Origin of the sequence: Streptomyces durhamensis (assembly GCF_000725475.1) — a bacterium.
In the GTDB taxonomy this organism is placed as follows: Bacteria; Actinomycetota; Actinomycetes; order Streptomycetales; family Streptomycetaceae; genus Streptomyces; species Streptomyces filipinensis.
This window is the reverse complement of sequence record NZ_JNXR01000018.1, coordinates 184,958-203,028: the sequence shown is the minus strand read 5'-3', so window position 1 is coordinate 203,028 and position 18,071 is coordinate 184,958. Positions and strand designations below refer to the sequence as shown.

Below are 18,071 nucleotides of genomic sequence, written 5' to 3'. Positions count from 1 at the left end.
TGTGCGTCGCTCCGGGGACCGTTCAGCGGCGTTTGGCTTCGGCGGTGATCAGTGAGCGGATCACCAGGGCGCAGACGGCGACCGAGGCGCCGGTGACGGCGACCGCGAGGAGCATCGAGACCAGGACGGCGCCGACGACCAGGACCACGGCCGTGCCGCCGCCGACCAGGGCGAGGGCGGTGCCAGGCGTGAGCTGGACGCTGGGCCGGGGTGGCATCTGCGCGGCCGGGACTGGGGCGGGCGTGGTGGGGGCGGGCTGGACCACGGCGGTCGGCTCGACGACGGCGGCTGGGGTGGGCATGGCGGGGATCTTCGGGCGGAGCATGGCGGTTCTCCCTTCGCTACTTGGTGAGGGCGGTGTCGATGGCGGGGGCGAGGACGCTGTCGGCGAGGAGGTAGCCGCCGAGAAGGAGGACGGCGACGAGCCACCAGGGCGGGCGGAGGAACTTGACGCCGAGGTAGCCGACGACGGCGAGGGCGAACCAGAGGGGGACCTGCATGGCGGTGTCTCCTAGCGGACGCGGCAGCGGTGGGTGCGGGCGGCGAGCTGGGCGGCGGACTGACTGGAGTAGTCGGCGGACCAGCCGCAGCGGTCGGCTGTGCACACGGCGGCGTGCTTGGTGTGGCCGTTGCGGTCGCGGTGGGTGCCGATCTGTACGGGACCGATCCGCATCACGGAGTGGAAGTTGTCGCGGGCGGGCATGGCGGATGGTTCTCCTTCCGGGTCAGGCGAGCTGGGCGGCGATGGCGTCGGCGAGGTGGGGCGGGACGCCGAGGCGGGCGCGCAGGGTGTCGGTGTCGATCGGGGCGCCGGTGCGGTCGCGGTAGTCGGCGGCGACCTTGCGGGCGTGGTCGACGAGGACGGCGGGAACCGCGGGCGCGGGGTCGGCGGGCGGAAGCGCCGGCGGTTCGTCCACCGGGGCTGGGGCGGGCTCCGGGTCCGGCCGGGGTTCGGGGGCCGGTTCGCGGTCGTCCGCGATGTCGGGTTCCGGGGCTGGGGCGGGTGCCGGCGCGTCCGGGAGCTGGTGTGCGGCGGAGTGGGCGAGGAGGGTGCCGCCGAGGAAGGCGAGGGCGGGCCATCCGGCGATGCCCAGGCGCAGCAGGGCGGGCGGGTCGGTCAGGTTGAGGAATCCGGCGGTGGCGACGTTGGCGCCGAGGGAGGCGAACAGGGCGATAAGGAACCAGCACCAGGCCAACCGGGAGGGGCCCTGCGAGCGGAGTCGTCGCCATGCGGCCACCAGGAGCAGGTCCACTGAGACCGGGTAGGCCCAGGCTTTCCAGCCGTTCTGTCCGGCAGCAGCGGCCAGGTCGTGCAGATGGGCGAAGGACAGGGCCCCGGCGATGACGGCCTGGACCAGGACGGCGTCGACGCGCAGGCCGTGGCGGGCGGCCATCAGGACTCCTCCCCGGTCGGTGGCTGCGGGAGCGAGGCGGCCAGGGACGGGCTGACGACCTCGACGAAGTCGAGGTCGGCGCCGGTGGTGTCGGCGTAGAGGGCGAGCTGGCCCAGGAGCAGGACGGTGCGGGCGAAGTCCTCGCAGTCGGGGCACATGGCGGGGCTTCCTCCCTTCATGAGGCATGGCGGGGGTAGGGACCTGGCGCGAAGGGCGGTCGCGCCGACCGTGGAGCGGGGGAAGTCAGGCTGTGACGGGAGCCGTCTTTGACAGCGGCACGGGGGCCTCAGAGGAGCTGGTCAGCTCGGGCCGGAAAGGTGCCAGTTCGGGCAGGGCCGGGGTGCGGTCGGCGTACCGGTTGCAGGTGTTCACAGCTTGGCGCAGGGAGGTGTGCGGGGCACGGATGCGGTGCCAGCCTCCGGAGGAGTCCCCGGCGACGGCCAGGCCGCGCAGCCCGGCCGGGATCTGGATGGCGGCCAGCACGGCGTCCGGGGAGATGTCGCCGAAGGCCATCTTGGCGCTCGTTTCGTCGTTGACGCGGTGGGCGGTACGGCCGGTGAGCTGGGCACGGAGCATGGTGATGCCGTCACCGAGTTCGGAGCCGAAGCGTTGCCCGCAGATCTCCAGGTAGATGCCGGCCGCGCGGCCGAGCTGGGCGAGGCGGACCAGGGCCTTGATGATGCGGTCGCGGCGCGGGTCGTTCTTCTTCGTGCTCAGTGCGAGTTCGGCAACCTCGTCGACCAGGACCACGACCGGCACCGGCCGCAGGTGGGCGGGCAGGTCCCAGATGTCGGCGGCTATCTCGGCGTCCGGCACGGCGGCGGTGATGCGCTGCTCAGCACGGATGAGCTGGTAGACCCCTTCCATACGGGATACGAGCGCGTCGAGGAGGTCGGCGGCGGTGTCGGGGTTGTCGGCCAGCGCGGAGAAGCGGCGGGCCAGCGGGAACAGCTCGACGCCCTGTTTGCAGTCGATGCCGACCAGGGCGACGTCCAATGAGGCGAGTCCGGCGACGAGGTTGCGCTGGTAGACGGACTTGCCTGACTCGGTGGCGCCGAGGGTGAGGGCGTGCGGGATGGCGCGGTAGTCGCGGTAGTGCACGGATCCGTCCTCGCGCAGGGCGACGGGGACCCGCATCAGGCGGGTGTCGAGCTTGGCGGGCATCTGCACCCGCTTGAGGACGTCATAGCCGGTCATCCGCAGCTCTACGACACCGGAGCGCACCTCACGCGAGGTGACGCCGTACATCGAGAACGAGTGCCGAAGCCGGTCCGAGGCGGCGGCGACGTCGAAGGCGTCCTGTCCGGGGCGCAGGCCCAGCCGCAGGACCAACCCGGTCCGGGTCGGCCTGAAGCGCAGGATGCGCGGCGGGCGGGAGACCGGCACGGGCCGGTTGGTGACGCGGGCCAGGGCGAGCCGCCAGCGCGAGGGCGGGACGGTCAGGCCACAGGCGTCCATGACGGAGGCGTAGCGGACCAGGACCCGCAGCGTGGCCAGGGTGACGCCGAAGGTCAGCCAGTACCAGGCGGGACGCCGCCACCGCAGGAGACCCGCAGCGGCGACGACCAGGACCAGGGCGACCGTGAAGGTGGTCATGATCAGGCAGCCTTGGAGTTCGCGGCGGCGGCGACCAGGGACGTGACCGCCACGGCGCGGAAGGCGATGCCGTGGCGCTTCTGGCCGTTGAAGTCGTTCTCCCACGGACGGGCGATCAAGCCCGTGAGCGCGACCGGCGTACCCATGGTCAGCTCACCGGAGATGCCCGGCTCGGGGACGGTGATGGACAGGATCTCCACCTCATCGTTGGCCGCGAACATCACGTCCACGGTCATCAGCTTCGCGCCGGTCTCGACATCGGTAGCGAGCTCGCCGGTACGGCGGTCCTTCACCTTCGGCTGCGGGGTCTTGGCGACCATCACGGTCGCGGCGGAGGTGTCGACGGGGATCTGACGCATGAGCGCGCTCCTCACGGGGGTGAACTTGACGTACTTAGTACGTCGACCTGTCACGAGAGCACCTAACGCACTTAGTACGTCAAGTACTTCTCGACGGGTGTCGGTTGGATGTGCTGCACTTAGTGCTTCAAGCACTGAGAGGGGCTATGGCCGAGTTCACCGGGCGGGCGAAGTACCTGGAGATCGCCGACGACTTCAAGAGGCGCATCCGGCAGGGAGAGCTGGAACCCGGCACCAAGCTGCCGTCCGAGACCGAGCTGATGAACGACCACGACGTCTCGCGGACCGTGGCCCGCCAGGCGATCTCACGTCTCCGTGAAGACGGCTACGCGCTCTCCCACCAGGGCAAGGGCAGCTTCGTCACCCTTCCCGAGGAGCCCCGCCAGACGAAGCACAGCCCGGAGTTCGAGGAGATCGCCGGTTATCTGTCCGACGTACGGCGCGAGGTGCGTCGACTCGCGGAGCGGATGGATCAGCTTGAGCAACTGGTGCGTAAGCAGCCGCAAGACGGCTGACCAACTCGTCGGCACGGCGTGCGATGACGTTCACCTCCTCGGCCAGCTCCTTCACTTCTCGGGTCAGCTCCACCACTTCGGCCGGCGTCAGCGGCATCGTGGCTCCTTCGTCGCTTGTTCGGCCTGGCGACCTCTCGGGGTAGCTACGACGCTAGGAGCGATGCGGCGCACTACCCCGGAAAATTCCTCCGGGGTCCCATAGGGAGAGGGGAAGACGCTCTAGCCATGCGAGGAATGACGACGAACCTGACGATCGGTGAACGAGTCGCTTGGTACCGCCGAAGGCGGGGCGTCTCCCAAGAGGTCCTGGCCGGACTCGTGGGCCGCACGGTGGACTGGTTGAGCAAGGCGGAGAACAACCGGATCGAGCTGGACCGGCTCTCGGTCATCAAGTCGCTCGCCGACGCCCTGGACGTGACGCTCGGCGACCTGTTGGCCGAACCCACCCTCCTGGAGTGGACGCCCGACAGCGGCACCCGCACGGTGCCGGCACTTCGCTCGGCCCTCATGAACTACCGCCAGCTGACACCGCTGCTGGGCGTCGCAACCGAAGGCGAGCCGACATCGCTCGACGAGCTGAGCCGCAATGTCGCAGAGGTCTGGGACGCCTACCAGGAATCGCGCTACGGCTTCGCGACCCGGCGCCTGCCGCTGCTGCTGGCCGACGCACTCATCGCCGCCCAGTCGTACCGGGGCCGGGAGCGAGAGCGGGCACACGAGCTGACGGCCATGACGTACCAGGGCGCGGCCATGGTGCTCACCAAGCTCGGTGAGACCGACCTGGCATGGATCGCAGCCGACCGCGGCTTGGCAGCAGCACAGCAGTCCGGCAACCCGGTCATCACCGGTTCTCTCTTCCGGTCCGTCGCGCACTGCCTGCTGTCCAACGGCCGGTTCGACGCAGCCGTGCAGCTGGTCGGGGACGCGGGCGAGTACCTCCGGCCGGGTCTCCAGGAGGCGACGCCCGAGTTCTTGTCCATCTACGGGACTCTGTTTCTGGCGGGGTCCATGGCCTCAGCTCGTGCGGACGACCGGGCCACGACGCGGACCTTCCTGGACGAGGCGAAACGGGCAGCCGACCGACTCGGCACCGACGCCAACCACGTCTGGACCGCCTTCGGGCCGACGAACGTCGCCATTCACCGAGTGGCCACGGCGGCCGAGCTGGGCGACATGCAGGTAGCGATCGACCTTGGCCCGCAGATCGACACGACGGGACTGCCGACGGAACGCCGTACGCGGCACAACCTCGAAGTAGCCCGGGCCCTCAGCGCCCACAACCGAATGGACGACGCGCTCGCCAAAGTCCTCGAGGCAGAGAGCTGGGCACCGGAGCAGGTGCGGAGCCACTACCTGGCGCGGGAGCTGGTGCTCACCTGGGTGCGAGGGCAGCGCGGCCGGCCGAGCCGGAACCTGGCGGACCTGGCCGACAGGCTGCATGTGGTCTGAGCTGGGTACCCTCGGCTGCATGGCGCCGAATGCACACGAAGCGAAGATGGCGCACCCGCGCATGGCAGCGGGTGTGCTCTTCTTTGATGCCGCCGAACGGGTCCTCATGGTGGAGCCCTCCTACAAGGACTACTGGGAGATCCCCGGCGGGTACGTCGAGACCGGCGAATCCCCGCTGCACGCCGCCATCCGTGAGGTCCAGGAGGAGCTGGGGATCACCCCGCCCATCGGGCGCCTGCTCGCGGTCGACTGGGCCCCCAACGAGGCCGAGGGGGACAAGGTGCTGTACCTGTTCGACGGCGGCCAACTCAGCCAGGATCGGTTGGCGAGCATCGAGCTCCAGCCGGACGAGCTGAAGAGCTTTGCCTTCGTCTCTGCAGACCAGCTGCCCGAGCAGACGATCCCACGACTGGCCCGACGCATCCGGGCGGCTGTCGAGGCCAGGGCCAGCTCTGCTCCGGTGTACCTGGAGCATGGCGAGGAGCCTAAGAGCCGGGCTGCATGATCGCTTCCTCGATGCCAGGTCACTAGCGCGGTAAGACTTTCTCTACATCATCAAGGCCCGCGCACGGCGCGGGCGCGCGCCGCCTCTGCGGCGCGGCCTGCCTCCTGTCTGCGCCCCGGCTGGCAACGTCGTGCTTTAACGGGCAGGTCCACAGACTGCCCGACGCGCCGGAAGCTTACGGGGCCATGATCACTCGCCCCAAAGCAGCTCCAGCCCAAAGCCGCTCCGCCGACCGTTGTCAGTGCCGAGGTGTACCGTCGTAAGTTTGACGCCCTCTCAGCCTCGAACTGGCCCCAAAACCACTACATGTTGTGGCCCTACGCGCGAGTAACACAACTTATGGGGTCCTTGCTTGCAGAGCGTCGCGTGGGGTGCTGTACTGATTCGCGTTCGAACCAAAGCAGGCCCCAGCCAGGGGCTCGACTATGAGGTCGAACCGTCCGGCATGGGGCCTAGTGCGTTGGTCGCGCCCTGGGACCCTACAACCTCCCCGCCTTGACTCCAAGATGGGGGGCCAGGCGGTTCGCCTCCGAAACGGAGATTTAATGTCCGGACAGGCGAACTCCCGAGACGTGGTACGTCGCGACGACGGAACGTGGACCGTTACGAAACCGGGGGCTGAACGCGCCAGCGCGGTCGCCGGCACCCAGGCCGAGGCCATCCAGCGCGGGTCTCAGATCCTCGCGAACGACGGCGGCGGGGAGCTCCGCATCCACGGCACGGACGGCCGTGTACGGGATCAGCGCACCGTGAGCCCCGGGAACGACCCGTACCCGCCGAAGGGCTGACCTTCGTGGCTCACTTCTGGATCAACAGGAACGTGCCGCAGGGCCCGGAGCACCAGGTGCACGCGGACTCCTATGTCGCCAAGGACGAGTACATCCACTTCCTTGATGAGGACGAGCGAACGGTGATGAGCATCCGCAAGGAGATCACCTTCCTCATCGAGCGCAGCGAGGGCTAGCTCCTCATGCCCCCTGCGTAACCCGACCAGGCACGTGCGCAGGGGGCCCAAGGCGCGACGGGCAAGACTCGCTGGACACTGGCGGGCCGGTGTTCCTGTCGACTCAGGTCGCGCCTCCATGTGGGATCTTCCAAGCCAGTCTCCAAGATCACGCGCCGTGCGTTCGGCTCAGTCGATAAGGCTCCGTCGACCGTGAATGGTGCCGCACATTTTTGCCCGTTTCATTTCCCGGTTGACTCGCCTAGCAGTCTTGCTTCGAATTCCTGGGTATACCGCAATGGGAGTTTCCATGCCTCGCTCTGCCGCAGCCTTGTTCGCCGACTTTAAGTCTCGCCTCGAACTGACGGATATCCAATCTACTACCGTCGCTAATCGTCAGAAGAATGTGCGCGCAGCAGTTTCGCGGCATCTCGACGTTGAGAACGACTTCCTGACCGGATCTTACGCACGGCACACACTCATCAGTCCACTGAAGCAAGCAGACGTTGATATCTTCACCGTGCTTCACCCCAAGTATCATGCTCGCGGCGCAAGTGCTGTTCTGGATATGACCAGAAACGCATTACTGAATACCTATACGACGCCGAAGGTGAGCCGGAACGGTCAAGCGATCACTATCACCTTCACGGATTTCATGGTCGATGTCGTTCCAGCCTTCAACAGGAGAGGTAGGGGGTTCCTAATCCCGGCGGGTGGATTGGGGCGGTTTATTTCAACGGACCCCAAGGTGCACGAAGTGCACAGCTCAAAGCAGAATGCCGATCACGGAGGCGATCTTGTCCCTATAATCAAGATGATCAAGGCATGGAACAGATCAATCAACCGACACTTCCGGTCTTTTCATCTGGAGGTGTTGGCTTGGCAGCTCTTTCAGAACGTTACGATCTCTAATGAATGGTCAGCAGTTCGCTTCTTCTTTGATAAGGCGCTGCCGACCATTCGACGGGAAGTTGCAGACCCCGCTGGTTACGGAACTGACGTGGCGTACTACCTCAGCACGGAGGAACAGTTCAGCGCTGCCGAGTCGAGGCTTAAGACAGCATTGGGGCGAGCTAGAAGGGCTGAAGAATACCTCAGATTGGGTAATATCCCGAAAGCTATCGAACAGTGGCGCTTGCTCTTCGGGGATTACTTTCCGGCTTCTTAGCGGATCTTCCAATTAGTTATTGGAAGGGCCTCCACTGATCTCCTCCGCGGCTGTTTTCATGGCTTCTTGGTCGTTTGCCCTGAAGTGATCGTAAAAGAATTTGGGTACGGCCGCCGTCTGCGCTCGGGTGGCGTAGATGCCGTCCTGGATCTCCCGACATGTCGATTTCAGTCGGTTGGTAGCTGTCTTTCCGAGGCTGGGTGCTATCCAGTCGAGTTCTGCCGAGATCCTGGAGCAAAGCTCTGAGCGTTCGGAAATAATGGACTGCTGGATGCGGACCGTCTCCCAGGTGAGCAGGATCAATCCGGATGAGGGCGCAAACCATCGGAGGATCATCTCAAGTACAGTCAACTCTTGAGCAATTCCCACTATGATCCCTGCCAGGCACCAGGCCAGCAAGAAGAACTCCACGGCAGCCTTCCAGCGTCGTCTGAGCTGGATGTCCCAAGCAACGTTTGATCTCTGACAAATGAGGACGCCAAAAGGAGTAAGAAGACCAGAGACATCCGGATACCAATCTCTGAGCTTTTCTTCGGACCCGCGGAACCGCAGGCTCAGGATATGAATCCTCTCTGGCTCTACCTTACTTCGCCCAGACTTCCACTCCATTTCGTATAGATGCGTGTCAAAGTGCTCTTGAATAGTCGCCCCTTCTGTCGCCCATCTTCTAGCCAACTGCGCAAGAGCAATTGATGATGTCAGGGCCCAGGCCACTCCGATAGCGACGAGAATAGGAGAGGTTTCTTGTATTGCGGCCATAAAAATTGACGCCGCGGCAATCGCGAAGGAGCCGAAATAACGTGCGGCTTCATATCGCTTAATGTGGGCGTATGCGGCAGAAAACGCCTTGATGAGATTGATTGATCTTTCGGAATTTTGGCGAGAGTTGATATCGTTCACATTTACTCCTAAATAGATTTAGTATTTGAGCTTGGAGATTGCCGAGTGAGCCTCGGGGGCTTGATCATGGTGGCCTCTATGTGTTAAGATACGAGGGCTCGTTGGTTGAGCTTGGGAACAGGCAGCCGGTGCAACCCCGGCCGTCGCTACCTCCGTCTTCTTCGTAGTTCTACACGTCTCCGAATTTATTTGGCACGTTCTCCCGCGGGGAATTCGTCGACAGTTCAAGGCGTTCGTGAAGGGGGTGGTCGGTATGACCTCTAGGTACATGTCAGTTCTTATGGCGGGGGTCAGCGTCGCGGGAAGTGTCTACCACCTGTTCCATGCTGAGCCAACGAGCTTTTCCGTTGCCGGGCAGGCTCTGTGCCCTCGGTCAACCTCAGCTGAACCAGGCCACCGAGGATGCCCTTGTGTCCGCTGGCCGGATTGCTCCCTTGTGAGTGCGTGATGCACCTGTCACACAGTTGATAGGTGGACGGTCGGGGGAGGGACTGCATGGCTGGGGCTAGTGGAGGCAGGGGCAGGTCTTCGCGTTGGGCAGTGGAGCGGTTCGGCCGACAGGCCGGCAGACTTGCTACAGCGGTTCCGGTGCAGCTGGCCAAGGCGCACGGGAAGGCTCATGCCGCGCACCTTGCTGCGGGGCTGAAGAAGCGGAGTCCGTACGGTGTCGCCCTCGCAGGGTTGGTGCGCGAGAACCTGGCGGAGACGGCCCGTGAGCTGGGGGAAGCCGTTCGAGACGTACGCGGATACGAATATGCGGTGATCAACGATCACGCACTCTTCCCGTTCCGGTACGCGGACAGACCGAGGCCCCTGGACCGAGCCCGGCTGCCGGCCAACGCGTCGCCCACACGGCACCGACTGTTCCGGGCGCACGGGCCGCAGCCTCCGGAAGGCCTGTTCGACGTCGACGAGGACTTGGCCACCGAGGAGTACCTGGGGCTGCACGAAGCGTTCGAGGAGCTGGGAGCATCCACCAGGCTGGTCTGTGTGTTCTTCACGGCCGACGCCGAAAACGGCATCCACGCCATCCACTGGGGGGACGCCCACCTCGAACCCGATCGCACGTTCACATGGCCTTACAAGGAACAGCTCCCAGTCGCTCCCGTGCACCTGGAGTGACCGGCGGTGGCGCCTCTGCCTGGCCACGGCCGGTCGAGGGCTGACCGAGCCCTGGGCCGTCCCTGGGCCGTCCGAGGCCGACCAGCGCTGACAGGCGGCACCCACAGGTGACCACCCCCACCCCGCTCTGGCCTGGGCCCGCGGCGATGATCTGCCACACTGGACGTGTTATGCCTGCACCCGGAGAACTGAGTTGACGCGCGTGCCCCCGCGCCCCGGGAGCCGCACCAGGTGAGTGTCTAACTGCGTGAAACGCCGACGAACAACGGCGAACAAGCGCGGACGCCTACGGACTAAACGCCGACGCACAGTAGCGGGCAGCTGCGAACGCCTGCGGACCATCGCAGCAGGTGAGAGGAACAACGTCCAAGGTCGAGCGCTCACGCAAGTTGCTTCGGGACGAGGCGGTCGCTTCGTTACGGTGCTCCGCATGACCGACGAAGCCCCGGCCTGTCCCGAGTGCAACCAGCCCATGCGGTTCGGCGGCTTCGTCCTTTCGGGGCGGGAGGACGATGGCCGGCGGGCTTGCCGGACGCTGTGGCGGTGTGCCGGTCACCATGTCTGGTGGGGCTTGGCCGACCGGCCGGGCGAGCCACTGGAGATCTGCCCCCTCCCGGAGCTGTTCCGCTGACATCCACGAGTGACATCAACGGCAGTGGACGGCGGCGGCAACCAGCAACTTCGCGCGGCACCGGCGCATGAGGCGGGCCCTAGCCCGACCGGGTGGAGAGCGAACTCCTAAAGCGGGTGTCGCAGGTTCGAATCCTGCCGGGGGCACAGAGAGAAGGGCCGGCTCAGGAGGAGTTTCCTCCCAGGCCGGCCCTTCGGCGTTCCAGGGGTCGTGCCACAGACGTGCCACTACGGGCCCGCAGGGCCCTTCTCGGACGGGCCGCAGGCCGCTCTCCCGCCGCCCCGGATCAGGGCACCGAGCCGGTCCGTGACGGCACGGTCCCGGTCGCTGGTCACGCTGACGGTCCCCGTACGAATCAGACGCCTTACTTGGCGGCGTCGACGCAAACCGCGTACGCGAAGTATCTGGACACCCCGGACCCGGGCGGGTTCTCGTTGTCAGCGTTGACCGCCCATTGGGTCGGGGGTTCGTCGGGGCTCCCCACCTCGTCCCTGGTGCCGAAGCCGATGCGTCTACGGACAGGGTTGCGGCGTAGGCGTTGGACGATCACTAGGCACGCGGCGGTATCCGCTACTTCCCCCCGGACAGCCCCGGAGTTGCGTGAGGCTTGCTCCAGCCTGTGGTTGGAGGTTCGAGAAACCTACCGAGGACGGAAAGGCCGTGCCCCAGACCGGGTGTCGCAGGTTCGAATCCTGCCGGGGGCACCAGGGCGTGTTGCGAAAGTGGCGTCGCCGGAAAGCGATTGACGCTCGGCGGTGTCCGGCGGTCGGATGACGTGCCATGAACACGGGGCAGATGCATCCCGGCATGCATCCCATCGACGTCGACCTTGTACGGCGGCTGATCGCCGGGCAGTTCCCGCAGTGGGCGGGGCTGGCGGTCGAGCGGTTTCCGTCCGGCGGGACGGTCAACGCCATGTACCGGCTAGGCGATGACATGGTCGTACGGCTGCCGCTCGTGCGGGGCGGGGCCAACGACGTGTCGATGGAGCGGACGTGGCTGCCCCGGCTCGCGCCCCACTTGCCTACGACCATCCCCGAGGCGCTCGGGGAGGGGGAGCCCGCGGAGGGATACCCGTGGCCGTGGTCGGTATACCAGTGGCTAGCGGGGGAGAATCCCGAGGCGGGAGCCCTGAGCGAGCCGGTGCTGCTGGCCGAGGATCTGGCCGAGTTCGTGGCGGCGATGCGGAGCATCACCCTGCCGGGTGCGCCGCAGGCCCACCGCGGGGGGCCGGTCGCCTCGCTCGACGCGGAGACCCGGGCGGCGATCGAGCAGCTGCGCGGGATCCCACAAGAGGGCGTCGACTGCGAGGCCGCCACAGCCGTGTGGGAGGAGGCGCTGCGGGCCCCCAGCTGGGACAGGCCGCCGGTGTGGCTGCACGCCGATCTCATGCCGGGCAACCTGCTGGTACACGGTGGCAGGCTGACCTCGGTGATCGACTTCGGCTGCCTGGGGGCGGGCGATCCGGCCTGCGATCTGTTCCCAGCGTGGAATCTGCTGCCGGCCAAGGCGAGGGAAGTCTTCCGCGAGGCGCTGAGCGTGGACAACGCGACCTGGATCCGCGGCCGGGGACGGGCACTCTCGCAGGCACTGATCGCGCTGCCGTACTACCGGAAGACGAACCCGGCGATGGCGCACAATGCCCGGCACGTGATCCGGACGGTGCTGCAAGAGGACTGAGGCCAGGGCGTGTTGGGACCGCGCGGTCATCGTGGGCTCACACATCGAGGTGTGGGCCACGGCGGTCACCGATGGCCGGACTCGTCGTCTGCCCGGCCGTCGAAGCGCGTGTCAGCGCCTGTTGACGGTGAGTTCGTAGTCGCCGATCAGGTCGCCGAGGAGGGTGCCGGCGGCGATGTCGCTGGTGACGTGGCCGGCCATGTAGAGACGGGAGTAGAGGACCTCGGCGCGCATCCAGTCGTAGTCCGCGGCACGGTGGGGGGAGAGGGCGCTGAGGTAGGTGACCGCGGTGGCCGAGAGTGTGGCGTGCCGGGAGGGGTAGGAGTACGGGCCCTTGGCGCCGGGCTCGATGTGCTTGTCCGGGCGCAGGCTGGGGTCGAGGACGTACGGGGCCGGCTGCTTGTCCTTGGCCGCTACCTGGTCGCTGATCGTCTTGGCCAGCTTCAGTGCCGCCTTGAGCTCGGCTTTTTCGGCGTTGCCCTGCTGGGCGGGGACCAGTTCGCGCTGGTCGTGGAGGTAGAGCTTCCAGATGTCCTTCTTGCCATGGAGCTCCAGCCACGTCGCGGCCTTCTTTCCGGCTGCTGTGCGGGCCTTGGCGAGCTGCTGGTCCTGGTGGAGTTCGGCGGTTCGCGGTGCCGCCGCGGGCGGGGCGGGTACCTGCTGGGCTGCCCAGACGGCGAACGCCTTGTCGTCGCGGGCGGCGCCGTGCGTCTTCTTCCACCGGACGAAGAGGGCATCGGCCTTCTTGCGCTGGTCGTCCGCCTTCTTGCCGATCGCGGCGATCTCGTCGTCGGTGAAGAGCGTGGGCGGCGGGTCCTGCTTGATCTTGTCTGTCGCGCTGGGCTTCTTCTTCGAGGAGGTGACGGCCGTGACCAGCTGCGGTCGCAACGCGCCGACGGCGACGGCCGCGACGGCGAGCAGCGCGATCAGGGCGTAGGGCCATTTGATACCGCGCAGGACGTTCATGCGGCGGGGATCCTTTCGGGGAGCGGCACAGGGTTCGCCGCGGTGGTGAAGTGGGCGCGGGCGAGGCGGCGTACGTCGTTGTCGGGCAAACCCGGGGTGAGGAGGGACTGGCCGACGATGTACTTGCTGAGCGAGACCGGCCGGACCCCCATGCCGAGCAGCAGACGGTCGGCGGGGGCGGGCCGGGTGCCGCCCTTGGTCTCGATCAGGACGTGGCCGGGGTCGAGTGCGGCGGTGCGGTCGCCGCGGTGGCAGCTGAGGGTGCCGTCGAGGGTGACGCGGCTGCCGTGTTCGAGGTCGGCGAGGGCCGCGCGGACGTAACGGACCTCAGCGGAGGCGGAGAGCTCCTTGGCCGTGACGGGGACGCCGGCCCGGTCGAGTATCGCGTCGACGAACGGTGCTGCCTGCGCCGTCAGTCGGCCGTACTCGGCTGCCGGGATCTTCAGGGCGTACTTGACGGTGGCGCCGCGGCCGTCCTTCGTCTTCACCTCCACCCGGCACAGCCCGTCCTCGGCGTACAGGCGGGTGCGGACCTTCCAGCGCCGACGGCGCCCCTGGACGTGGGCGCGCCAGGCACCCAGTTCTCGGTGAGCTCCTCGGCGGTGCGCGGTCGGTGCAGGGCGACATCGAGTTCGGCCCGCGTCAGGATGTGTTCACCGCTCGCGAGCTGCTCCAGGTCGAGGAGCGTGTTGGCGAGGGTGACCAGACGGCTGACCTCGGTGTCGACCGAGCGCAGGGTCAGCGCACCCCGGTCGAACTGGCCCGCTTCCTCGCCGACGCCTCCGCCCCCTACCGCACCGCCGCGGAACGCGACGGGCGCACGATCAAGGTCGTATGCGACCCGGCCACCGTCGACGTCGACCCACGGTGGCTGGAGCCGGCCGTCGGGACGCTGCTGGACAACGCCCTGCGCCACGGGACCGGCACGATCCTGCTGCGCGCGGTCTCCCGCGGCGGGCGACTACGTCTGTCGGTGTCCGACGAAGGCCCGGGCTTCCCGCCCGACTTCCTCACGCATGCCTTCGACCGCTTCACCCGCGCCGAGTCCAGCCGCACCACCCCCGGCACCGGCCTCGGCCTCGCCCTGGTCGCGGCGGTCGCCGCCTCCCACGAAGGCACCGCACGCGCCGAGAACACCTCGCCGGGGGCTGTCGTCACCCTCGACATCACGTGCTGAGGCCAGTCCCCGCGTCGCTGCCCGGCCGGTGCCTTCCGGTTCCGGATCCACCGGCCTCGGCGGGCCTGGCAGCCTACGCCTTCCGACGGTGAGAGAGGCCGAGCACCGAGCAGGCGGCGAGCAGGACGGCAAGCACCGCGTAACCGTGCGCGAGGGTGGTCAGCGAGGCCACCGCGGCGACGAGCAGCGGACCGCCCGCGTCACCGAGTTCACGACCGAGTTCAGCGGCGCCCAGGGTCTGGCCCAGACGTTCGGTCGGAGTCGACGCGGCCAGCGCGGCGAACCCGAGCGGAGTGATCAGTCCGGTTCCGGCCCCGATCACGGCGGCGCCGACGAGGACTCCGGTCAGGCGCGGCAGCATGGCACAGCCGAGGCCGACGGCGGTGAGCAGCAGCCCGCCGCCCATGCCGCCGCGCGCGGTGAGGCGCCCCTCGTCCAGGGCCCGCCCGGCCCTCGGCTGTACGACGGCCGCGCACGCGGCGAGCACCGACACCGCAGCCCCCGTGGCCACCGTGCCCAGACCCGCCGCCCGGCCGGACACCGGCAGGAAGCCCACCCCCACCGACAATGCAGCGGTCGCCGCGGCCAGGGCACCGGTCGGCGCGAGGAAGGCGGGATCGGCCAGGCGCCGGGCCAGGTCGAGCACCGTCTGCCGGGCTTTCGGCAGAGGCGGCACGACGGGCACCGCGAGCGTGGCCCAGACGGCGACCGCCGCGCCGAGCACCGCAAGGACCGCGAAGAGCAGCCGCAGGCCTCCGGCCCACACCAGCACCCCGCCGAGCAGAGGACCCAGCGTGTACCCGATCGACTTGTAGAAGCCGTAACTGCCGAAGGCGCGACCTCGCTTGACCGCCGGGTTGAGCCGGGCCACCAGCGCGGAGGCCGATGGGGAGAAGGCGGAGGCCGCAGCACCCTGGCCGAGACGAGCGGCCCACAGCCAGCCAGGGCTGTCCGCGACCACGTACAGGGCCGACGCGGCGGCGAAAGCGACGAGCCCGCCGAGCAGCACCGGGCGAGCGCCGATGCGGTCGGCCAGAGTGCCGAAGACGGGCTTCAGCAGCACCTCGGCACCGTCGTACAGGGCGAGCAGGCCGCCCAGCACCATCAGCGACGTGACAGCGTCTCGCGAGTGGCCACCGAGGTTGGCGGCGATGCCGTGCGCGCCGAAGGCCGTCGTGAACCCGGCCGCGTACAACGGCCACATCTGTCGGGCCGGCGCGGCCCGCGCCGGCCCGCTCTTCTGTGTGGTCACTGCTCCTGCCCTGGGATCTGATACCGGGTGGCGCCGCCCTGTACCGCCGAGAGCCGCGCCTTCCTTGCGCTGCTCACACACGACCCGCCAACCGGTGCGAGGACGGCTCGGCGACCGGTTCGATCGCTCCGGAGCAGCCCCGGCGGGAGCCGTCGAGGTGGGTCTTCACATCCGGCAGGAGTTCGGTCGAAAAGGTCACGCGGATCGGCGTCTGTTCTCTTCGCCCCGTCCGGCGTCGGAGGGGTCGCGGCGGCCGCCCGCCACGACTCGCGTGTCTGCTCGGCGTCACCCATTCTGAGTAGTAGGGCGTCCCTGGCATGAGTCCGGTCATCCCGAAGCGCGGACCAAGGGGACGGGAGAGGAGAAAGCCATGCACATACGACGACTGCTTGGGCTCGCCCTCGCCACGGCGACCCTCGCCGGCGTGAGTGCCGTCGGCGCCGCCACCGCTCAGGCATCGACGCATCCGGCCATCTCGGCCGAACAGTGCACGGCGCAGGGCGGAACGGTCCACCCGGGCGGCCCCTACTCCGGCCCCACGTGCAGGTTCCCCGACGGGCACTCGGAAGCCATCACCTGAGCGCGCCGGACCAGACGGGCGCTCCACAGGCTGCGGTGCCAGCTGTCTTCGACGGCAACGTCGGCGCGCTGAAGGGGCCTTGACCGTTCCCGGAGCACGTACGTACCGCGCCTTGCCGTCGGTCCGCTGTCCGGCGCCTTGAATCTGCGAGTCCCGACCAACCCCGGAGAGCAGGTGGCTCCCATGTGTACGTCGTCCCGCGCAGCCGGTCTCCTCACCGGTATGGCCCTCGCACTCGGCGTGGTCTTCGCCGCCCCCGCCGCCCATGCGGACATCCCGGCTTGCACCAACCTGGTCCAGCAGGCGGGCGTCGAAGTCTCGGATGCCGTCACAACGGCGTGTACCCAAGGTGTGCACAACGACCTGCAGGGCTGCGTGAAGGGCCTGACCGCGGTCGGCGTTCCGGGCGGCGCCGCGAACGGTGCCTGCCGGCTGGCGGCCAACCCCCCTGCTTGAGCCCCGGCTGCACGAACGCAGGCTTGGAAAAGCGTGCGCCTGCCGTCGGCCGGTGAGGAGTGTGCGCGGCCGGCGCTGGCAGGATCCTTCCGGATCAGGGAGATGTGATGCTGTGACGCGGGGCCCCGGCCACGCATCGGCGGGGGTCGGGGCCAGGGCGCACGGCAGGGGAACGGCCCCCTAGGAGCGGTCGCCGGATCCTGAAGAACGGCGGTGGCCGGCGTCGCCGATGGTTTCGTGGGTGCCTCCGCTGTGCGAGGAGGCGCGATGGTTCAGCACCTTCATGACCTCCGAGGCCAGCACATCGGCCAGAGCGGGCGCGAGGGATTCTGCCAGTGCGGTCGCCAGCGTCTGCGCGAACAGCACTCTTTCCAGTTCGGAGGAACGGGAGGGCGGCTGGGAAAGGGACGCCACGGCCGCTTCCATCAGGGCTCCGGCCAACGGGTCCTTTCCTTGCCTGGAACCGGTGCCGGTATGCGGGATTCCGGCATCGCGCACCATCTCCTCGAAGATCTCGTCGACGAAGGCCTCGAAGGGATCCCGATCCGATTGTCCACCTGACGCAGCTGCCATTGCGGTTCCTCAAGTCTTGGATTTCCGTACGGACCTGCCCTCCGATGCTGCGGACTACAACAGTCGGAGGGCAGGGGTGTTGCCTTTTGCCTCTTCCTACGCGCGGCGCATGAGCGCGGCGAGAAGCAGCGGATGCTCGATGATCGACTCGCTGCGCTCCTCACGACGGCGATGCATCAGCGCAGCGAGAAGCAGCGGGTGCTCGATGCCCGACTCCTCACCGCCCTCCTCACGACGACGGCGCATGAGCGCGGCCAGAAGCAGCGGGTGCATGATCGACTCACCGCGCTCCTCACGACGACGATGCATCAGCGCGGCCAGGAGAAGCGGGTGCTCGATGGCCGACTCCTCACCGCCCTCCTCACGACGACGGCGCGCGAGCGCGGCGAGAAGCAGCGGGTGCTCGATGATCGACTCCTCGGCCAGAAGCAGCGGGTGCTCGATGATCGACTCCTCACCGCCGCCCTCACGACGACGGCGCGCGAGCGCGGCCAGAAGCAGCGGGTGCTCGATGCCCGACTCCTCACCGCGCTCTTCGCGTCGGGACAGCAGTGCTGCCAGCAGGAGCGGACCGAAGGCGGATTCCTCCCCGGCCTCTTCCTGGCCTACCCCGGCCTTTTCCCGAGTGGGGGTCTCCGTCGTTGTCGTCATGGTTCCCTCTTTCTTTGACGCATGACTCGGCGGAATGCTCGGCCGTCACGGCTCGCACTCCGCCCTTCACCGTCATCGTCGAGGCGGGCGTCACCGACTGCACTTCGATCATGCGCCACATGGCTGCGCATTCCCGGAAACTCGCGCAAGGGAA

At 67.8% G+C, this 18,071-nt stretch carries 26 protein-coding genes and 1 tRNA gene; 13 read left to right on the top strand and 14 right to left on the bottom strand.

The annotated features are described in order from the left end of the window. Positions 1 to 22 precede the first annotated feature (22 nt). The 7 genes from IO33_RS0127155 to IO33_RS0127125 form a co-directional block, all read right to left on the bottom strand. A complete protein-coding gene (locus tag IO33_RS0127155) occupies positions 23 to 325 on the bottom strand; it encodes a hypothetical protein (protein ID WP_031169600.1) in 303 nt (100 codons plus the stop codon). Positions 326 to 341: 16 nt separating this feature from the next. Next, a complete protein-coding gene (locus IO33_RS49525) occupies positions 342 to 500 on the bottom strand; it encodes a hypothetical protein (RefSeq protein WP_107066016.1) in 159 nt (52 codons plus the stop codon). An 11-nt stretch (positions 501 to 511) separates the two neighbouring features. Further along, positions 512 to 703, bottom strand: coding sequence for a mobile element transfer protein (locus IO33_RS0127145; protein ID WP_031169598.1), 192 nt, complete (start codon positions 701 to 703; stop codon positions 512 to 514). Positions 704 to 725: 22 nt separating this feature from the next. Then, positions 726 to 1,394, bottom strand: coding sequence for a DUF2637 domain-containing protein (locus IO33_RS0127140; protein ID WP_031169596.1), 669 nt, complete (start codon positions 1,392 to 1,394; stop codon positions 726 to 728). Further along, entirely contained in the window at positions 1,394 to 1,552 is a 159-nt protein-coding gene (locus IO33_RS51305) for a hypothetical protein (RefSeq protein WP_167349474.1), read from the bottom strand. The genes IO33_RS0127140 and IO33_RS51305 overlap by 1 nt, the downstream gene beginning before the upstream one ends. Positions 1,553 to 1,637: 85 nt before the next feature. Then, on the bottom strand, positions 1,638 to 2,990 hold the full coding sequence (locus IO33_RS0127130; RefSeq protein ID WP_031169595.1) for an FtsK/SpoIIIE domain-containing protein: 1,353 nt from the start codon (positions 2,988 to 2,990) through the stop codon (positions 1,638 to 1,640). A gap of 2 nt (positions 2,991 to 2,992) precedes the next feature. Beyond that, a complete protein-coding gene (locus IO33_RS0127125) occupies positions 2,993 to 3,349 on the bottom strand; it encodes an SCO3933 family regulatory protein (protein ID WP_031169593.1) in 357 nt (118 codons plus the stop codon). A gap of 146 nt (positions 3,350 to 3,495) precedes the next feature. Here IO33_RS0127125 and IO33_RS0127120 point away from each other — a divergent pair, with 146 nt between their 5' ends. The 6 genes from IO33_RS0127120 (at position 3,496) to IO33_RS50530 (ending at position 7,929) form a co-directional block, all read left to right on the top strand. Next, positions 3,496 to 3,864: a GntR family transcriptional regulator gene (locus IO33_RS0127120; protein WP_031169591.1), complete on the top strand. Its 369-nt coding sequence runs from the start codon at positions 3,496 to 3,498 to the stop codon at positions 3,862 to 3,864. Positions 3,865 to 4,098: 234 nt separating this feature from the next. Then, positions 4,099 to 5,313, top strand: a complete 1,215-nt coding sequence (locus tag IO33_RS0127115) for a helix-turn-helix domain-containing protein (RefSeq protein WP_031169589.1) — start codon at positions 4,099 to 4,101, stop codon at positions 5,311 to 5,313. A gap of 19 nt (positions 5,314 to 5,332) precedes the next feature. Then, positions 5,333 to 5,818 carry an NUDIX domain-containing protein gene (locus IO33_RS0127110; protein WP_031169587.1) on the top strand — a complete coding sequence of 162 codons (486 nt, stop codon included), beginning with the start codon at positions 5,333 to 5,335 and terminating at the stop codon, positions 5,816 to 5,818. A 425-nt stretch (positions 5,819 to 6,243) separates the two neighbouring features. Then, positions 6,244 to 6,606 (top strand): DUF2188 domain-containing protein, encoded by a 363-nt coding sequence (locus tag IO33_RS54145; protein WP_425347978.1) that lies wholly within the window; start codon positions 6,244 to 6,246, stop codon positions 6,604 to 6,606. Between the two features lie 5 nt (positions 6,607 to 6,611). Continuing rightward, a complete protein-coding gene (locus IO33_RS50535; RefSeq protein ID WP_157857912.1) occupies positions 6,612 to 6,782 on the top strand; it encodes a hypothetical protein in 171 nt (56 codons plus the stop codon). 289 nt (positions 6,783 to 7,071) lie between these two features. Then, complete coding sequence (locus tag IO33_RS50530) at positions 7,072 to 7,929, top strand: CBASS oligonucleotide cyclase (protein WP_157857911.1); 858 nt, start codon at positions 7,072 to 7,074, stop codon at positions 7,927 to 7,929. 12 nt (positions 7,930 to 7,941) lie between these two features. Here the strand turns inward: IO33_RS50530 and IO33_RS50525 are convergent, their stop codons facing one another. Further along, positions 7,942 to 8,829, bottom strand: coding sequence for an S-4TM family putative pore-forming effector (locus tag IO33_RS50525; RefSeq protein ID WP_157857910.1), 888 nt, complete (start codon positions 8,827 to 8,829; stop codon positions 7,942 to 7,944). A 540-nt stretch (positions 8,830 to 9,369) separates the two neighbouring features. Here IO33_RS50525 and IO33_RS0127090 point away from each other — a divergent pair. The 4 genes from IO33_RS0127090 (at position 9,370) to IO33_RS0127080 (ending at position 12,262) form a co-directional block, all read left to right on the top strand. Then, positions 9,370 to 9,951, top strand: a complete 582-nt coding sequence (locus tag IO33_RS0127090; protein WP_245235899.1) for a hypothetical protein — start codon at positions 9,370 to 9,372, stop codon at positions 9,949 to 9,951. A gap of 430 nt (positions 9,952 to 10,381) precedes the next feature. After that, complete coding sequence (locus IO33_RS0127085) at positions 10,382 to 10,582, top strand: hypothetical protein (protein ID WP_031169580.1); 201 nt, start codon at positions 10,382 to 10,384, stop codon at positions 10,580 to 10,582. Between the two features lie 615 nt (positions 10,583 to 11,197). Then, positions 11,198 to 11,289: transfer RNA gene (locus tag IO33_RS50520), tRNA-OTHER, on the top strand. 73 nt (positions 11,290 to 11,362) lie between these two features. Continuing rightward, positions 11,363 to 12,262 (top strand): aminoglycoside phosphotransferase family protein, encoded by a 900-nt coding sequence (locus IO33_RS0127080; RefSeq protein ID WP_031169578.1) that lies wholly within the window; start codon positions 11,363 to 11,365, stop codon positions 12,260 to 12,262. Positions 12,263 to 12,373: 111 nt separating this feature from the next. Here IO33_RS0127080 and IO33_RS0127075 read toward each other — a convergent pair whose 3' ends face one another. Beyond that, on the bottom strand, positions 12,374 to 13,228 hold the full coding sequence (locus IO33_RS0127075) for a phosphatase PAP2 family protein (RefSeq protein ID WP_031169576.1): 855 nt from the start codon (positions 13,226 to 13,228) through the stop codon (positions 12,374 to 12,376). Continuing rightward, entirely contained in the window at positions 13,225 to 13,809 is a 585-nt protein-coding gene (locus IO33_RS0127070; protein WP_342448319.1) for a VTC domain-containing protein, read from the bottom strand. The genes IO33_RS0127075 and IO33_RS0127070 overlap by 4 nt, the downstream gene beginning before the upstream one ends. 32 nt (positions 13,810 to 13,841) lie before the next feature. On the opposite strand from IO33_RS0127070, the gene IO33_RS0127065 reads away from it, so the two are divergent. Beyond that, positions 13,842 to 14,405 carry a sensor histidine kinase gene (locus tag IO33_RS0127065; RefSeq protein ID WP_031169573.1) on the top strand — a complete coding sequence of 188 codons (564 nt, stop codon included), beginning with the start codon at positions 13,842 to 13,844 and terminating at the stop codon, positions 14,403 to 14,405. A gap of 73 nt (positions 14,406 to 14,478) precedes the next feature. Here the strand turns inward: IO33_RS0127065 and IO33_RS0127060 are convergent, their stop codons facing one another. Beyond that, entirely contained in the window at positions 14,479 to 15,609 is a 1,131-nt protein-coding gene (locus IO33_RS0127060) for an MFS transporter (protein ID WP_031169571.1), read from the bottom strand. Positions 15,610 to 15,730: 121 nt separating this feature from the next. After that, positions 15,731 to 15,856: a hypothetical protein gene (locus tag IO33_RS53595; protein WP_280921815.1), complete on the bottom strand. Its 126-nt coding sequence runs from the start codon at positions 15,854 to 15,856 to the stop codon at positions 15,731 to 15,733. Between the two features lie 171 nt (positions 15,857 to 16,027). Here IO33_RS53595 and IO33_RS0127050 point away from each other — a divergent pair, with 171 nt between their 5' ends. After that, positions 16,028 to 16,237 carry a hypothetical protein gene (locus IO33_RS0127050; RefSeq protein WP_031169569.1) on the top strand — a complete coding sequence of 70 codons (210 nt, stop codon included), beginning with the start codon at positions 16,028 to 16,030 and terminating at the stop codon, positions 16,235 to 16,237. A gap of 222 nt (positions 16,238 to 16,459) precedes the next feature. Then, a complete protein-coding gene (locus IO33_RS0127045) occupies positions 16,460 to 16,693 on the top strand; it encodes a hypothetical protein (protein WP_245235897.1) in 234 nt (77 codons plus the stop codon). Between the two features lie 180 nt (positions 16,694 to 16,873). On the opposite strand, the gene IO33_RS0127040 is transcribed toward IO33_RS0127045, so the two are convergent. Both IO33_RS0127040 and IO33_RS0127030 read right to left on the bottom strand, forming a co-directional pair. Next, a complete protein-coding gene (locus IO33_RS0127040; RefSeq protein WP_157857909.1) occupies positions 16,874 to 17,266 on the bottom strand; it encodes a hypothetical protein in 393 nt (130 codons plus the stop codon). Between the two features lie 96 nt (positions 17,267 to 17,362). Beyond that, on the bottom strand, positions 17,363 to 17,917 hold the full coding sequence (locus IO33_RS0127030; protein ID WP_031169563.1) for a hypothetical protein: 555 nt from the start codon (positions 17,915 to 17,917) through the stop codon (positions 17,363 to 17,365). Positions 17,918 to 18,071: the final 154 nt, after the last annotated feature.

Bases quoted from the DNA above. Each gene is read 5' to 3' on its own strand.
- IO33_RS0127075 (WP_031169576.1), bottom strand. From the start codon at position 13,228: ATGAACGTCCTGCGCGGTATCAAATGGCCCTACGCCCTGATCGCGCTG.
- IO33_RS49525 (WP_107066016.1), bottom strand. From the start codon at position 500: ATGCAGGTCCCCCTCTGGTTCGCCCTCGCCGTCGTCGGCTACCTCGGC.
- IO33_RS54145 (WP_425347978.1), top strand. From the start codon at position 6,244: ATGAGGTCGAACCGTCCGGCATGGGGCCTAGTGCGTTGGTCGCGCCCT.
- IO33_RS0127060 (WP_031169571.1), bottom strand. From the start codon at position 15,609: ATGTGGCCGTTGTACGCGGCCGGGTTCACGACGGCCTTCGGCGCGCAC.
- IO33_RS0127125 (WP_031169593.1), bottom strand. From the start codon at position 3,349: ATGCGTCAGATCCCCGTCGACACCTCCGCCGCGACCGTGATGGTCGCC.
- IO33_RS0127030 (WP_031169563.1), bottom strand. From the start codon at position 17,917: ATGACGACAACGACGGAGACCCCCACTCGGGAAAAGGCCGGGGTAGGC.
- IO33_RS51305 (WP_167349474.1), bottom strand. From the start codon at position 1,552: ATGTGCCCCGACTGCGAGGACTTCGCCCGCACCGTCCTGCTCCTGGGC.
- IO33_RS0127045 (WP_245235897.1), top strand. From the start codon at position 16,460: ATGGCCCTCGCACTCGGCGTGGTCTTCGCCGCCCCCGCCGCCCATGCG.
- IO33_RS0127040 (WP_157857909.1), bottom strand. From the start codon at position 17,266: ATGGCAGCTGCGTCAGGTGGACAATCGGATCGGGATCCCTTCGAGGCC.
- IO33_RS0127085 (WP_031169580.1), top strand. From the start codon at position 10,382: ATGACCGACGAAGCCCCGGCCTGTCCCGAGTGCAACCAGCCCATGCGG.
- IO33_RS0127140 (WP_031169596.1), bottom strand. From the start codon at position 1,394: ATGGCCGCCCGCCACGGCCTGCGCGTCGACGCCGTCCTGGTCCAGGCC.
- IO33_RS0127155 (WP_031169600.1), bottom strand. From the start codon at position 325: ATGCTCCGCCCGAAGATCCCCGCCATGCCCACCCCAGCCGCCGTCGTC.
- IO33_RS0127080 (WP_031169578.1), top strand. From the start codon at position 11,363: ATGAACACGGGGCAGATGCATCCCGGCATGCATCCCATCGACGTCGAC.
- IO33_RS50530 (WP_157857911.1), top strand. From the start codon at position 7,072: ATGCCTCGCTCTGCCGCAGCCTTGTTCGCCGACTTTAAGTCTCGCCTC.
- IO33_RS0127120 (WP_031169591.1), top strand. From the start codon at position 3,496: ATGGCCGAGTTCACCGGGCGGGCGAAGTACCTGGAGATCGCCGACGAC.
- IO33_RS0127115 (WP_031169589.1), top strand. From the start codon at position 4,099: ATGACGACGAACCTGACGATCGGTGAACGAGTCGCTTGGTACCGCCGA.
- IO33_RS0127050 (WP_031169569.1), top strand. From the start codon at position 16,028: ATGCACATACGACGACTGCTTGGGCTCGCCCTCGCCACGGCGACCCTC.
- IO33_RS0127145 (WP_031169598.1), bottom strand. From the start codon at position 703: ATGCCCGCCCGCGACAACTTCCACTCCGTGATGCGGATCGGTCCCGTA.
- IO33_RS0127130 (WP_031169595.1), bottom strand. From the start codon at position 2,990: ATGACCACCTTCACGGTCGCCCTGGTCCTGGTCGTCGCCGCTGCGGGT.
- IO33_RS0127110 (WP_031169587.1), top strand. From the start codon at position 5,333: ATGGCGCCGAATGCACACGAAGCGAAGATGGCGCACCCGCGCATGGCA.